The 14,846-nt window shown below is 69.5% G+C and carries 13 protein-coding genes; 6 read left to right on the top strand and 7 right to left on the bottom strand.

The window, feature by feature from the left end:
• Nucleotides 1–100 precede the first annotated feature (100 nt).
• Nucleotides 101–2,158, top strand: a complete 2,058-nt coding sequence (locus tag DW306_RS06590) for an ABC transporter ATP-binding protein (RefSeq protein ID WP_136054912.1) — start codon at nucleotides 101–103, stop codon at nucleotides 2,156–2,158.
• Between the two features lie 28 nt (nucleotides 2,159–2,186).
• On the opposite strand, the gene DW306_RS06585 is transcribed toward DW306_RS06590, so the two are convergent.
• The 7 genes from DW306_RS06585 to DW306_RS06555 are packed head-to-tail and all read right to left on the bottom strand — an operon-like array spanning nucleotide 2,187 to nucleotide 9,568.
• Nucleotides 2,187–2,960 (bottom strand): SDR family oxidoreductase, encoded by a 774-nt coding sequence (locus DW306_RS06585; RefSeq protein ID WP_136054816.1) that lies wholly within the window; start codon nucleotides 2,958–2,960, stop codon nucleotides 2,187–2,189.
• Between the two features lie 21 nt (nucleotides 2,961–2,981).
• Nucleotides 2,982–3,929 (bottom strand): glycosyltransferase family 2 protein, encoded by a 948-nt coding sequence (locus DW306_RS06580; protein ID WP_240747100.1) that lies wholly within the window; start codon nucleotides 3,927–3,929, stop codon nucleotides 2,982–2,984.
• Nucleotides 3,930–3,951: 22 nt separating this feature from the next.
• A complete protein-coding gene (locus tag DW306_RS06575; protein ID WP_136054910.1) occupies nucleotides 3,952–5,088 on the bottom strand; it encodes a cysteine desulfurase family protein in 1,137 nt (378 codons plus the stop codon).
• Nucleotides 5,089–5,107: 19 nt separating this feature from the next.
• Nucleotides 5,108–5,959, bottom strand: a complete 852-nt coding sequence (gene nadC, locus DW306_RS06570) for a carboxylating nicotinate-nucleotide diphosphorylase (RefSeq protein ID WP_136054815.1) — start codon at nucleotides 5,957–5,959, stop codon at nucleotides 5,108–5,110.
• Nucleotides 5,959–7,494, bottom strand: a complete 1,536-nt coding sequence (gene nadB, locus DW306_RS06565) for an L-aspartate oxidase (RefSeq protein WP_136054814.1) — start codon at nucleotides 7,492–7,494, stop codon at nucleotides 5,959–5,961. The genes nadC and nadB overlap by 1 nt, the downstream gene beginning before the upstream one ends.
• Nucleotides 7,491–8,855: a quinolinate synthase NadA gene (gene nadA / locus DW306_RS06560; protein ID WP_136054813.1), complete on the bottom strand. Its 1,365-nt coding sequence runs from the start codon at nucleotides 8,853–8,855 to the stop codon at nucleotides 7,491–7,493. The genes nadB and nadA overlap by 4 nt, the downstream gene beginning before the upstream one ends.
• The gene (locus DW306_RS06555) at nucleotides 8,852–9,568 is read right to left on the bottom strand and encodes an NUDIX domain-containing protein (RefSeq protein WP_136054812.1); all 717 of its coding nucleotides are present in this window, start codon (nucleotides 9,566–9,568) and stop codon (nucleotides 8,852–8,854) included. The genes nadA and DW306_RS06555 overlap by 4 nt, the downstream gene beginning before the upstream one ends.
• 207 nt (nucleotides 9,569–9,775) lie before the next feature.
• On the opposite strand from DW306_RS06555, the gene DW306_RS06550 reads away from it, so the two are divergent.
• From DW306_RS06550 to DW306_RS06530, 5 genes are all read left to right on the top strand, one after another.
• Nucleotides 9,776–11,467 carry an ABC transporter substrate-binding protein gene (locus DW306_RS06550; protein ID WP_136054811.1) on the top strand — a complete coding sequence of 564 codons (1,692 nt, stop codon included), beginning with the start codon at nucleotides 9,776–9,778 and terminating at the stop codon, nucleotides 11,465–11,467.
• 40 nt (nucleotides 11,468–11,507) lie between these two features.
• On the top strand, nucleotides 11,508–12,503 hold the full coding sequence (locus DW306_RS06545; protein WP_136054810.1) for an ABC transporter permease: 996 nt from the start codon (nucleotides 11,508–11,510) through the stop codon (nucleotides 12,501–12,503).
• Nucleotides 12,496–13,479 (top strand): ABC transporter permease, encoded by a 984-nt coding sequence (locus DW306_RS06540; RefSeq protein ID WP_136054809.1) that lies wholly within the window; start codon nucleotides 12,496–12,498, stop codon nucleotides 13,477–13,479. Before DW306_RS06545 ends, DW306_RS06540 begins: the two co-directional genes overlap by 8 nt.
• Nucleotides 13,476–14,327, top strand: coding sequence for an ABC transporter ATP-binding protein (locus tag DW306_RS06535; protein WP_136054808.1), 852 nt, complete (start codon nucleotides 13,476–13,478; stop codon nucleotides 14,325–14,327). The genes DW306_RS06540 and DW306_RS06535 overlap by 4 nt, the downstream gene beginning before the upstream one ends.
• Nucleotides 14,324–14,846 (top strand): ATP-binding cassette domain-containing protein (locus DW306_RS06530; protein ID WP_136054807.1); only part of this gene is annotated, 523 nt, incomplete at its 3' end. The genes DW306_RS06535 and DW306_RS06530, both read left to right, overlap by 4 nt.

The following is a 14,846-nucleotide window of genomic DNA, read 5'->3' as shown; positions in this document are numbered from 1 at the left end:
CACAGGGTCGGACATTTCATTCCGATCCCGGCGAAATCCGCCGAGAGCGGATGCAGCGGAGCCCGGTGTCCGCCGCGCTGAGTACGCTGGCGCCATGAGCATGGGCGGCGGTATGGGCGGCGGAGGGCGCGGCGGCGGCTTCCGCGGCGTCGACGAGAACGCGCAGCGGAGGCAGAACGCCGAGGCGCCGCGCATCAGCGGGTTGGGCGCGCGGGTCGTGGCGCTGTTCCGGCCGTACCGCTGGCGGATCTTCTTCACCGGCATCCTCGTGGTGGCCGGCGCAGCCATCGCCGTGATCCCGCCGCTGATCGTTCAGCGTATCTTCGACGATGCGCTCTTCCCGGTCGACGGCGGCGGCCCGCAGCTCGAGCTGCTGGCCTGGCTGGTCGCGGCGATGGTCGGGCTGTTCCTGTTCTCGGCAATGCTCGGCGTCGCGCAGACGTGGCTGACGGCGACGGTCGGCAACAGCGTGACGGGCGACCTGCGCGTGAAGCTGTTCGAGCACCTGCAGGCCATGGAACTCGGCTTCTTCACCCGCACCAAGACGGGCGTGATCCAGTCGCGGCTGCAGAACGACGTCGGCGGGGTCTCGGGCGTCCTCACCAACACGGTCACCAGCATCCTGGGGAACGTCGTGACCGTCGTCGCCTCGCTCGTGGCGATGATCATCATCGACTGGCGGCTCACCCTCATCGCGGTCGTGCTGATGCCGTTCCTGATCTTCGTGCAGCGCCGCGTCGGACAGGTGCGCGCGCGCATCGCGGGCGAGACCCAGGAATCGCTGTCGGAGCTGACCTCGATCACGCAGGAGACGCTGAGCGTCTCGGGAATGCTGCTGTCGAAGGCGTTCAACCGGCAGCGCACAGAGTCCGCGCGATATCAGGCCGAGAACCGCAACCAGGTCGTGCTGCAGGTGCGCCGGGCGATGAGCGGCCAGGGTTTCTTCGCCGTCGTCCAGGTGCTGATGGCCAGTGTGCCCGCCGTCATCTACCTGGTCTCGGGCTACCTGATCGCGGGTGGCACGGGCGCGATCACGGCCGGAACCGTCGTCGCGTTCACGACCGTGCAGGCTCGACTGCTGATGCCGCTGATGGGGCTCATGCGGGTGTCGCTCGATCTGCAGACGTCGTCGGCGCTGTTCGCCCGGATCTTCGAGTACCTCGATCTCGTGCCCGAGATCGAGGATGCTCCCGACGCGATCTCGGTCGACGAGGCCCCCGGCCCGCGCGGACGCATCGAGTTCTCGGACGTCGTCTTCCGCTACCCGGATGCGTCGGCCGACGCCCGACCGACGCTCGACGGCGTGTCGTTCGTCGCCGAGCCCGGGAAGCACGTCGCGTTCGTCGGTCCCTCGGGCGCGGGCAAGACGACGATCCTGTACCTCGCGCCCCGTCTGTACGAGGCGAAGGGCGGGAGCGTGCTCTTCGCCGGCGCCGACGTGCGCTCCCTGACGCAGGAATCGATCATCGACAACGTCGGCATCGTGTCGCAGGAGACCTACCTGTTCCACGCCACGATCCGCGAGAACCTCATGTACGCGCGCCCCGGGGCGACCGAGGAGGAGCTCATCGCCGCCTGCGAGGCGGCGAACATCCACCACATCATCGCGGGATTCGAGAACGGGTACGACACGATCGTCGGCGAACGCGGGTACCGGCTCTCCGGCGGGGAGAAGCAGCGCATCGCGATCGCGCGGGTGCTGCTCAAGGATCCGCCGGTGCTGCTCCTCGACGAGGCCACATCGGCCCTCGACACGGTGTCGGAGCGCGTCGTGCAGGAAGCTCTCGACGAGGCGGCGAAGGGCCGCACGACTCTGTCGATCGCGCATCGGCTGTCGACGGTCATGGGGGCCGACGTCATCCATGTCGTCGAGGCCGGCAAGATCGTCGAGTCGGGCACGCATTCGGAACTCCTCGCCCGCGACGGTCTGTACGCGGAACTCGCCGCACAGCAGGTCGCGGCCTCCCGCGTGCTGGCCACCGAGCCGGTCGTCGAGGAGTCGGTCACCGGCGGCCTCCGAGCAGCGCTCGAGCAGCGTCGCGCCGATCGTGCTCCGGTCGATTCGGCCGGAGCGGATGCCGTGGCCGCGCTGACCGCAGCGGTCCCGCTGCTCGCCGACCCCCGCGTCGACGAGCGGGTGTACCCACCGGAGAACTGAACAGCCGGGACCGCCGCCCCGAGCAGGCTCAGTGCACCGAGAGCCCGCCGTCCACGAACAGCGAGTGGCCGGTGACGTAGCCCGAGCCGGCGCCGGCCAGGAACACCGCAGCGCCGGCGAAGTCGCTCGGCAGGCCGTTGCGCCCGATCATCGTGCGGGCCGCCAGAGCGGCGATCTTCTCGGGGTCCTCCTGCAGACGGGCGTTGAGCGGGGTGAGCACGAATCCCGGCACGAGCGTGTTGCTCGTCACACCGGTGCCGCCCCAGGCCTCGGCCTCAGAACGCATAAGCGACTCCACGGCACCCTTCGACGCTCCGTAGATGCCGCTGCCGACGAAGGCGCGGTGCGCCTGCTGAGAGCTGATGTGGATGAGCCGGCCGTAGCCGCGCTGCGCCATGCCCTGGGCATAGCGCTGTCCCAGCAGGAACGGTGCGAGGGCGTTGACCGTCATCGTCGCATCCCAGTCCGCCTCGGTGATCTCGGCGTAGGACGGCCGGATGTTGATGCCCGCCGAGTTCACCAGGATGTCCGGCTCGCCGAAAGGCTCGATCGCGGCGTTCGCGAGCGCGTGGATCCCCTCGCGGGTGCCGAGGTCGCCGACGACGCCGGCGACGCGGCATCCGCTCGCCTCGAGCTCTCGCACGGTCTCGTCGATCCGCTCGCGGCCTCGGGCCACGATCACCGTCGACGCGCCGGCGCGGGCGAGCGCCGTCGCGATTCCGCGGCCGATGCCCGAGCTGCCGCCGGTCACCACGGCCGTGCGACCTTCGAGCGAGAAGAGGGAGGCGAGATAGTCGTTCATGGATTCACCGTTCTCGTTCGTTCACCAGGAGAGCGCCGCCGCGATGGCCTCGTCGGGGGAGGCGTCGGCGAACTCGGGCAGTGCCTCCAGCTCGTCGATGAAGGCGGCGACCTCCGCGGCGTAGGCGGGGTCGTCGTGGGTGGCCGCGATGTCGAGCAGCGACGGCATGTCCATCGCGAGGATGAGGTCGAGCCGCGCGGTCACGGCCGCTCGATGGCCGGCATCCTGCAGCACACGGATGCCGCCGCGCAGGGCCGCGAGATAGTCGCGCAGCACGGGAAGCTGCGACTTCCCCTGCGTGATCGAGGTGCCGTCGGGGCGCACTCGCCACCGCACGACGACGTCGGGGATCACATCGAACGACCGGGCCCGCGTGTACATCTGCTGGGCGACGATCTGGTCCTCGTAGGCGACGCCCTCGGGGAAGCGGAGGTCCTGCCAGAAGTCGGTGCGGCTCACCTTCGACCAGGCCACGATGTTCGACACCGCTCGCGGATGCTGAGCGAGAGACGTGCGGAGCCGCGCAGGATCGGTGGCCGCCGCGATCCAGGGCTGCACACGCCCGGCGTTGTAGGAGTCGCCGTGGGGACGCAGGCGCACGTAGGCGCCGGCCGCGAAGTCGCTCCCGGTCTCGGCCAGTGTGCCGGTCAGACGCGACAGCGCGTCGGATGCGAGCTCGTCATCGCCGTCGAGGAAGCCCACGAACGGGGTGTCGACGAGCGCGAGTCCGACGTTGCGGGCGGCGCCCAGGCCGCGGGATGCCGCGTGCCGGACGACCGAGAACCGCGCGTCGTCGTCGGCGGCCGCGGCGAAGATCGCCCCGGTCGCATCGGTCGAGCCGTCGTCGATGAGGATCGCGCGCCAGCGCTGCTCGGTCTGCGTCCGCAGGGAATCGAGCGCGGCCGGAGCGAACGCGGCGATGTCGCGTCCGGGGACGATCATCGTCACGATCGGGGCGGATGCAGTCACCAGCCGAGTCTATGGCCGTGCGTCAGCCGGAGACCGCCCGCACGGATTCCGCGACGAGCGCCGCGAGACGCTCCGGGGCATCGGCGACGAGAGGTTCCCGTCCGAACGTGAAGCGCACCGACGTCTGCGCGACGTCCGGGGCGATGCCGCAGGCGAGGAGCACGTGCGAAGGTTCATCGCTGCCCGCCGCACACGCCGAGCCGCTCGAGGAGATGACACCGCGCCGCTCGAGCTCCAGCAGCACCGACTCGCCACTCGTTCCCGCGAATGTGAAGCTCGCCGTGGCGGGCAGCCGGCGCACGGGATCGCCGGTGAGCGTCGCCTGGGGCACCGACGCGAGCACGCCGGTGATGAATCGTCCGGTCGCGGCGGCGACGACGGCGGCGACGCTCGTCCTCTCGGCCTCGGCGAGGTCGAGGGCCGTCGCGAGCGCCACAGCTCCGGCGACGTTCTCGGTGCCGGAGCGGCGTCCGCGTTCCTGCCCTCCGCCGTGCAGCAGGGGCTCCAGCGGCACGCGTCCGCGCACAGCGAGCGCCCCGATGCCCTTCGGCGCACCGAGCTTGTGTCCCGCGATCGACACGGCGTCCGCACCGGGGTCGCGCAGCGGCAGCCACCCCGCCGACTGCACGGCGTCGAGATGCAGGGGAACGCCGGCCGCCCCGGTGACGGTCGCCAGCGCCGCCGCATCCTGGATCGTGCCGATCTCGTTGTTCGCGTGCCCGACGGAGACGAGTGCAGTGTCGTCGCGGATCGCGTCATCGAGCGCCTCCGGGTCGATCCGTCCGGCGGAGTCGACCGGCAGCATCGTGACCGAGACCCCGTGGAAGCGCCGGAGGTACTCGGCCGATTCGAGGATCGACTCGTGCTCGATCGGCGACACGACGAGGTGCCGCCTGTTCCGCTCGAGGGCGGCCAGGACGATTCCCTTGACCGCGAGATTGTTGGCCTCGGTGCCGCCCGCCGTGAAGACCACGTCGCTGCGGCGCATGCCGAGCACCGCGGCGACTCGCGCGCGGGCGTCGTCGAGCGCGCGCGCCGCGGCCTCGCCGGCCGTGTGGTGGCTGGACGGATTCCCGAACACCCCGGTCAGGTACGGACGCATCGCCTCCAGCACCTCGGGACGGACGGGAGAGGTGGCGGCGTGGTCGAAATAGAGCATGTCCAGGTACGGCACGGGCTCAGTCGATCCGCAGATCCAGGCCCAGGTCGAGCGCCCGCGCCGAATGCGTGAGCGCACCGACGGAGATGACGTCGACGCCCGTCGCGGCGATGTCGCCGACGGTCTCGAGGTTCACGCCGCCCGAGGCCTCGACCGTCGCCCGGTCGCCGATGAGGGCGACACCTTCGCGCAGCTCGTCGAGGGAGAAGTTGTCGAGCAGCACGGTGTGCGCGCCGCCGTCGAGGACCGCCGGGATCTGATCGAGCCGATCGACCTCGACGACCACGTGGGTGGTATGCGGCAGCCGTGACAGCGCCTCGCGCAGAGCGGTGGCGAGGTCGGCTCCCGAGCGCTTCAGCACGGCGAGGTGATTGTCCTTCGCCATCACGGCATCCGACAGCGAGTAGCGGTGGTTGCGCGCCCCGCCGGACGCCACGGCATGCCGTTCGAACGCGCGCAGCCCCGGGGTGGTCTTCCGGGTGTCGGCGATCCGTGCGCCGGTGCCCTCGATCGCGCGCACGTAGGCGGCGGTGAGCGTGGCGATGCCGCTCATCCTCTGGGTGAAGTTCAGCGCGACGCGTTCGGCGGTGAGGATGCTGCGCGCCGAGCCCGACACCGAGGCGAGCACGTCGCCGGGGGAGAACTCGTCGCCGTCGCCGACGTGGAGGTCGACGATCAACGCGGGATCGGTCAGGGCGAAGGCGGTCGTGAAGACCTCACCGCCGCTGAACACGCCCGCCTCGCGGGCGACGAGGTCGGCGGTGGCCGTCGCCTCGGCGGGCAGCAGCGTCGTGCTGGTGAGGTCGCCCCAAGGAGCGTCCTCTTCGAGAGCAGCGCCGACGACGCGCGTGAGGATGGCGGGGGTGAGCATCAGACGGTCTCCAGGATCGGTGCGGTGGTGCGGATCTCGGCATCCGAGAGCCGGTAGTGGGCGCCGACCGAACCCGTCCGCGCGAGGGCGGCGGATGCCGTGGCCTCGGCGAGCAGCAGCAGATTCGCATCCTCATGCTGGGCGACGGTGCGCGGCTCGGTCGCGGCGGCCCGCCACGCCCGAAGGGTGTCGAGGGCGTATCGGAGCCCTTCGTCGGACCGCAGCAGACCGACGTGGTCCCACATCAGCTTCTGCAGAGCTGCGCGGGTGAACGGCGCCCTCTCGTTCCCGTCGCGATACTCCCGCGATGCGGGCGCGGGATCGCGCGGATACGGCGCCGAGAGCGAGGGTGAGTCGGGCCACGGCTCGCCGAGCGCCGCGGCTGCCCGAGCGCCGAAGACCGCGCCCTCGAGCAGCGAGTTCGAGGCGAGCCGGTTCGCCCCGTGCACGCCGGTGCGCGCGACCTCGCCGACCGCGAAGAGTCCGGGGATCGTGCTGCGGCCGTGCAGGTCGGTGACCACGCCGCCCATCAGGTAGTGGGCGGCCGGTGTCACGGGGATCGGCTCGGTCGACCAGTCGAAGCCGCGCTCCCGCGTCACCCGGTCGATCGTCGGGAACCGCCTCGCCAGGGTCTCGCGACCGAGCATCGTCGCGTCCAGCCGCACGGGCGCACCCTGCGCCGCTGCCCGCCGTGCGATCGCCCGGGAGACGACATCGCGCGGGGCGAGCTCGCCGTCGGGGTGGCTGTCGAAGACGAATCGTCGTCCGTCGTCGTCGATCAGGGTCGCTCCTTCGCCCCGCACGGCCTCCGAGATCAGGAAGGCGGCGCCCGTCGCGAGGATCGTCGGGTGGAACTGGACGAACTCCAGGTCGTCGACCGCGGCGCCGGCGCGCAGGGCAGCGGCGATGCCGTCGCCCGTCGTCCCCGCCGGATTGGTGGTGTGCGCGTAGAGGTGACCGGCCCCGCCCGTCGCGAGGATGACCGCATCGGCCGAGAGTGCGGACGCGGATGCCGGCGCCGACGCGTCGTCGATCAGGAGACGGATGCCGCGCACGGCACCGCCGGTCGCGATGAGCTCCGTCACGAACGCGTGTTCGATGACGAGGATCGGTGAGCGGCGCACCGCGGCCACGAACGCGCGGGAGATGGCTGCTCCGGTCGCGTCGCCGCCGGCGTGCACGATGCGGGAGTGGCTGTGGGCGGCCTCGCGTCCGAGCATCAGCACACCGTCCGCGTCGCGGTCGAAGGCGACGCCCCGGGAGATCAGTTCGGCGATGCGCTCCGCGCCGTCGGCCACGAGGGCGTCGACGGCCGCGACATCGGAGAGACCGGCGCCGGCGGCCACCGTGTCCGCCGCGTGCTGCTCTGCGGAGTCGCCCGCGCCGTACACGCCGGCGACGCCGCCCTGCGCGTAGCCGGTGCTGCCGTCGCCGAGTTCGCCCTTGGTGACGACCGTGACGGCGTGCCCGGCTTCCTGCGCGTGGAGGGCGGCCGTGAGTCCGGCGATACCGGAGCCGACCACGAGGACGTTCATCGTGCTCCGGCCGCCGTCAGCGGCGGCTTCGCCGCGGTGTTCGCGGGCGGCTTCGCCGCCAGCATCCGCTCCAGGGCCACGCGGGCGGGATCGGCGACGTCGGCGGACACGGTGATCCGGTTGGGGGTGCGTCCCGCGACGAGCTCCTCGAGCACCCAGGCGAGGTATCCCGGGTGGATGCGGTACATCGTCGAGCATGGGCACACGACCGGGTCGAGGCAGAAGATCTCGTGCTGCGGGTACTGGGCCGCGAGGCGGCGCACGAGATTGATCTCGGTCCCGATCGCGAAGGTCGTGGGCTCGGTGGCGGCGTCGATCGCCCGACGGATGTAATCGGTGGATCCGGCCTCGTCAGCGGCATCCACGACCTCCATCGGGCACTCCGGGTGCACGATGACGCGAACCCCGGGGTGCTCGGCGCGCGCCTGGTCGATCTGCGCGACGGTGAACCGTCGGTGCACCGAGCAGAAGCCGTGCCAGAGGATCACACGGGAGTCGACGAGCTCCGCGGCCGACGATCCGCCCAGCGGCCGGCGGGGGTTCCACATCGGCATCTGCTCGAGAGGAACGCCCATCGCCTTCGCCGTGTTGCGACCCAGGTGCTGGTCGGGGAAGAACAGCACGCGCTGCCCGCGCTCGAACGCCCACTCGAGCACCGTCTCGGCGTTCGACGACGTGCACACGATGCCGCCGTGCCGCCCGACGAAGCCCTTGATCGCGGCGGAGGAGTTCATGTACGTGACCGGGATGACGGGCACCCGGCCGTCGGCGTCCGGGGTGTCGAGGTCGCCGAGCACGTCGGCGAGCTGCTCCCAGCACTCCTCGACCTGGTCGATGTCGGCCATGTCGGCCATGGAGCATCCTGCCGCCAGGTTCGGCAGGATCACGGCCTGCTCGGGCTGCGAGAGCAGATCGGCGGTCTCGGCCATGAAGTGGACGCCGCAGAACACGATGGCCTCGGCATCCGTCCTGCCCTTGGCGGCTGTCGCGAGCTGGAAGGAGTCGCCGACGTAGTCCGCGTGCCGCACGACCTCCTCGCGCTGGTAGAAGTGGCCGAGGATCACGACACGGTCGCCGAGAGTCGCCTTCGCGGCGGCGATGCGCGCGTGGAGCTCGTCTTCATCCGCCTCGCGGTACGCGGAGGGGAGCTCGCCCTGGCGTGGGGCTCCGGTCGGGATGACATCTCCCATCGAGGAGCCCGGACCGTAGCCGGGGCGGGAGTCGAAGTCCCAGGGGCCGGCGGCGAGGTCGGTCGCACAGGTGGCGTCGGTCGACGCGCCGCCGACGATCGCCTGGATCGCGTGGTCCACGGAGGGATCCAGCGCCGGAACCGCGGGCGTGGGGACGAAGGTGATGCTCATCGGGTGCTCGTTTCTTCGGAACCGAGCGGGCCGCGGTCGGCCAGCTCGACATCGGTGTTGTAGCGGTACAGACGTGCAGGTCGGTGGCTTCCGGTGCGGAAGCGGTCGGTGGGGAGCAGATTGCCCGCCGCCTCGACCTGGCGGCGGAAGTTGGCGGGATCCAGCTGCTTGTCGAGGATCGCCTCATACGCCTCGCGCAGATCGGCGAGGGTGAACTCGGCGGGGAGGAACCCGTGCGCGACGCGGCTGTAGCCGACCTTGTTGCGCAGCCGCCAGAGGGCGTACTCGACGATCTTGGCGTGGTCGAAGGCGAGAGACGGGAGGGCTGCGATGTCGAACCACTGCACGTTCTCGGGGGCTCGACCGGATGCCAGGTGCGCGGCGCTCTGCGCGACGACGTCGTCCTGCCGGAGCAGGGCCCAGTAGACGATCGAGACGACGCGTGTGGGGGAGCGGTCGACGGCGCCGAAGGCGTAGAGCTGCTCGAGATAACTCGGTGCGAGTCCGGTGGTCTCGGCGAGCGTGCGTGCCGCGGCGTCGACGGGGGACTCGGTGGCGGTGAGCCAGCCGCCGGGCAGCGCCCACTGATCGGCGAACGGCTCACGGGTGCGCAGCACGAGCGGCAGCGCGAGCACCGCGTCGCCGTTCTCCGCGCGACGCAGCGTGAGGATCACCGTCGAGACGGCGACCCGGATGCCGCGAGTTTGAGTCATGACTACCTTAACCTCCGTCATCGATCTTAGTGTCCTCGCGACTCTTAGTGCGCGCAGATGACGGTTTTTCTCGTCGAGTCCGAAACGTTATCTTCCGCTCGGAAGAAGGCTTGTCCGCCGTGGAGGGGTTTGTTAGGTTACTGTCCTAACAAACCCCTCCATCCGGAGGATCCCTCCTGCAGTGCAGCACCGAGAGGAAACAGAAGAATGATCCGTAACGGAAAGCGCAAGATCGCGCTCACCGCCGTCGCAGGGGCATCCGTCCTCGCCCTGGGCCTCACCGCCTGCGGCACCGGCGGCAGCGGCGACGACGGCAACGCCGACGGCGACCGGGCCCTCCGTGTGTGGGCCGGCAGCCAGACGCCGATCACCGCGAACTACAACCCGTTCGCACCGACCGTGCTCCACGGCGCGCTCGGACCCATCTATGAGCCGCTGTTCTTCTTCAACAAGACGTCGGACTCCGAGCCGGTGGGGCTCATCGGCGACTCGTACGAGTACAACGAGGACGGCACGGTGATCACGATCACCATCAAGCCCGACCTCAAGTGGAGCGATGGAGAGCCGCTCACCGCGAAGGACGTCGCATTCTCCTTCAACTACGAGGCGAACAACCCCGAGGGCAACGGACTCGTGTCCGCCGAGGCCACCGACGACACCACCGTCGTGCTGACCTACTCGGCCGCGCAGTACACCACCGAGTTCCAGCGCCTCGGATCGACCTACATCCTGCCCGAGCACATCTGGGCGGATGTCACCGACTTTGCGAACTTCGCGAACGAGGAGCCGGTCGGCTCCGGCGCCTACGTCGTCGACAAGACCACCAGCGAGTCCTACACCCTCGTCGCGAACGAGAACTTCCGCGACGCCGACAAGCTCGGAGTCAAGAAGGTCCAGTACATCGCCGTCGACAACAACCAGACCGCGCAGGACCTGCTCGCGGCCGGAGAGCTCGACTGGACGGGCATGTTCATCCCGAACCCGGATGACGTGACCGCCAACGGCGCGATCGACTGGGTCAACACCCCGCAGGACCCGACGGTCCTCTACACCTGCTCCAACGCCGAGCTCGGCTGCACCGGTCCGCAGACCGACGTCGCCGTGCGTCAGGCGCTCAACGCGGCGATCGACCGCGCCACCATCAAGGACAAGGCGTTCGTCGGCCTCACCGGCGACATCTCGCCGACCTACGCCCTCCTCCCGCGCGACGAGAAGTGGGTCGCGGACTCCGCGAACGAGGTCAGCCCGCAGGAGGCGAACGCCGCCGAGGCGGGGGAGATCCTCGAGGCCGCCGGCTACGTCAAGGACGGCGACTTCTACGCGAAGGACGGTGTGCCGCTCGAGCTCACGCTGACCTCGGTCGACGGTTGGACGGACTACAACGACGCCGCGAAGCTGATCGCCGAACAGGCTGCTGCCGCCGGCATCAAGATCACTCCGTCGACGGTCCAGTGGCAGGAGTTCTCGGACTCGCGTCAGGGCGGCGAGTTCCAGCTCATCGTCGGCGGCATGATCGGCACCTCGGTCGCCGACCCGTTCCAGATCTACCGCGACTGGTTCGGCGGAACGGCCGTCCAGTCGACGAGCGCCGTCGGCACCGAGGTCCCGGCAGGACGCTGGAACTTCAGCCGGTACGACAACCCGGTGGTCGACACCGCGATCCAGGCCGCGATCAGCACCGACGACGAGGCGACCAAGAAGGAGCTGTACGGCACGATCCAGACCGAGATCGTCCGTGACCTGCCCTACATCCCGCTCGTGATCAACGCCACCCAGACCTTCTACAACACGAAGGACTACACGGGCTGGCCGACGGAGGAGGACCTGTACGCCTTCCCGCCGTCCTGGGGTGCGATCGCGGCAGGCTACGTCCTGACGCAGCTGAAGCCGGTCGGATAAGCAGAAGGGACGGGGAAGCAGGAGGTCAGGAAGAAGTGACATGAAGTTCTATGCACGAAGAATCGGGTTCTACGCGTTCACGCTCTGGGCCGCGATCTCCATCAACTTCCTGCTTCCCCGTCTCATGCCGGGGAACCCCGCCGACATCATGATCGCCAAGATGCAGCGGGCCGGCGGCGAGATCTCCGAGACCACCATCCGGAACATCAAGCTGCTGCTCGGCGGCGACGACTCCTCCCTGTGGGAGCAGTACCTCGCCTACTGGGGCCGCATGTTCCAGGGGGACCTCGGGGTCTCGGTGACGAAGTTCCCCACTCCGGTGACGGAGCTGATCGCCGGCGCGATCCCGTGGACGCTCGTCCTCGTGGGCACCACGACGATCATCTCGTTCCTGCTCGGCATCGTGCTCGGAGCCTGGGCGGGGTGGAAGCGCGGAACCTGGGTCGATCATCTGATCCCCGCGACGACCGTGCTCCAGTCGATCCCCTATTTCTGGATGGCCCTGATCCTCGTCGCGGTGTTCGCGGTCGGGCTGGGCTGGTTCCCGCTCTTCGGCGGGTACGACGTCTTCGACTTCCCGAACGGCCCCGAACCGACCTGGGCGTTCCTCTCCGATGCCTTCGCCCACTCGATCCTCCCTGCGCTCACGATCGTGATCAGCTCGGTCGGCGGCTGGATGTTCGGCATGCGCAACATGATGGTCGCCACCCTCGCGGAGGACTACGTCCTCACCGCCGAGGCCAAGGGGCTCCGCCCGCGGCGCATCATGACCACGTACGCGGCCCGGAACGCCGCGATCCCGTCGATCGCCGGCTTCTCGATCACCCTGGGCTTCGTCGTGGCGGGCTCCATCGTGATGGAGCAGGTGTTCACCTACCCCGGCATCGGCAAGCTGATGTTCCAGGCCGTGACCAACAACGACTACTCGCTGATGCAGGGGCTCTTCCTCGTCATCACGATCACGGTGCTCGCCGCCAACTTCTTCATGGACCTCGTCTATGGCTTCATCGACCCGAGGGCTCGCCAGAATGTCTGATCCGCAGAACACCGCCGGGCTCCTCACCGTCGAGGAGGCGCCGATGACAGCGCCGGCCAGCACGGTCTCGCTGGCCACGCAGCAGGGCCGCAAACGTCGCGTGCTCCCCAGCACCTCGCCGAAGTTCGTCGTCGGCTCGATCCTCGTGCTGGCGATCGTGCTGTTCGCGATCCTCGCGCCGATCTTCTCGCAGGATCCGCGCAGCACCGCGAACCCCGCGCTGCAGGCGCCCTCGGCCGAGCACTGGCTCGGCACCACCAAGCTCGGCAACGACATGTTCGCCCAGCTCGCGATCGGCGCCCAGGGCTCCCTGCTCATCGGCGTGGTCGCGGGCGGCATCGCGATCGTGCTGTCGCTCATCTTCGGCGTCCTCGCGGGCTACCTCGGCGGCTGGCGTGAGGATGCGCTCGCGCTCCTCACCAACGTCATGATCGTGATCCCCGGACTCCCGCTCGTCATGGTGATCGCCTCGTTCGTGCCGCAGCGCAGCTGGCAGCTCGTCGCCTTCGTGCTCGGCATCACCTCCTGGGCGGGAGCGGCCTACGTGCTGCGCCTCCAGACGCGCTCGCTGCGCACCCGCGACTACGTGTACGCGTCGAAGGTCGCCGGCGAGCGGTCGTTCCGCGTGATCCTCGTCGAGATCATGCCGAACCTCCTGCCGTTGCTGACGGCGCAGTTCCTCTTCGCCATCATCTTCGCGATCCTCGGCGAGGCCGGCCTGTCGTACCTCGGTCTCGGACCGAACTCCTCGATCACGTGGGGGTCGATCCTCAACGACGCCCAGTCGGGTCAGGCGCTCGGCCGCGGAGCGTGGTGGTGGTTCGTGCCGCCAGGGCTGATGATCGCCATCCTCGGCGCGGGCCTCGCCCTCATCAACTTCGCGATCGACGAGGTCATCAACCCGAAGCTCCGCAACGCGCCGGATGCCGCCCGCCGCGTGCGCAAGGCCGCGAAGATCAAGGGGGTCACCGCGTGACCGAGGCAGTGCTGACCGCGACGAACGTGTCGATCGAGTACGAGGTCGATCCGCCGGTGAAGGCGGTGCGCAACGTCTCGCTGACGCTGCACCGGGGCGAGATCCTGGGCCTGGCAGGTGAGTCGGGCTGCGGCAAGACGACCCTCGCCTACGGCATGAACCGCCTGCTCAAGGCGCCGGCGCTGATGACCAGCGGCGAGATCGTCTTCCACGACCGCGACGGCCACGACATCGACATCGTGGGTCTCGACGGTGACGGTCTGCGGGCGTTCCGATGGGACAAGATCTCGATGGTCTTCCAGGGGGCGATGAACTCGCTCAACCCGGTGATCGACGTCAAGGCGCAGATTTTCGACATCTTCGACACGCACCGCCCCGGCATGTCGCGCAAGGACAAGACCGCGCGCGCCGAGGAGCTGCTGACCCTCGTCGGGGTGGATCCCTCCCGACTGACGAGCTTCCCGCACGAGTTGTCCGGCGGCATGCGTCAGCGCATGATGATCGCGATGGCCCTGGCGCTCGACCCGCAGGTCATGATCATGGACGAGCCGACGACCGCACTCGACGTGGTCGTGCAGCGGGGAATCATCCGAGAGATCATGCGACTGCGCGAGCGGCTCGGGTTCGCCGTCATCTTCATCACGCACGACCTGCCGATGCTGATCGAGATCAGCGACCGGATCGCGGTGATGCTGCAGGGGCAGATCGTCGAACAGGGCACGGCGGAGGAGATCTACCGCACCCCGCAGCACGAGTACACGAGGAAGCTGCTGTCGAGCTTCCCGTCGCTGAAGGGCGATCGGGGCGACTTCGTCCGCACAGGCGTCAGCCAGGAGGGCACGCGATGAGCGTTCAGACGGATGCCGCGCGCGGCACGGGCACGCTGGAAGCGCGGAACCTGACCAAGGACTTCCACCTGCGTTCCGGGTTCAAGACGACGACCTTGCATGCGGTGAAGGACGTGTCCTTCACGCTCGAGCCGGGGCGGACGGTCGCACTGGTCGGGGAGTCGGGATCGGGCAAGTCCACGATCGCCCGGATGCTGATGAAGCTGGAGACGCCCACGAGCGGCGAGATCCTGCTCGACGGCGCCCCGTCCGGCACGCGCGGCCGGGCACTGGAGCGCTACCGGTCGGATGTGCAGATGGTGTTCCAGGATCCGTTCGCCTCGCTGAATCCTTTCCACACGATCGTGCATCACCTCGAGCGCCCGATCCGGCTGCATCACCCGAAGCTCAGCAGCGCCGAGGTGCGTGCGCGCGCCGTCGAGCTGCTGGAGCGGGTGCGCCTCACACCGGGGGAGAGCTTCGCCGAGCGCCGACCGCACGAGCTCTCCGGCGGCCAGCGGCAGCGCGTCGCGATCGCCC

The sequence above is a fragment of the Microbacterium sp. K24 genome (assembly GCF_004794465.1).
GTDB lineage: Bacteria > Actinomycetota > Actinomycetes > Actinomycetales > Microbacteriaceae > Microbacterium.
The sequence above is the reverse complement of the archived record's forward strand: the minus strand, read 5'-3'. Positions and strand labels throughout refer to the sequence as shown.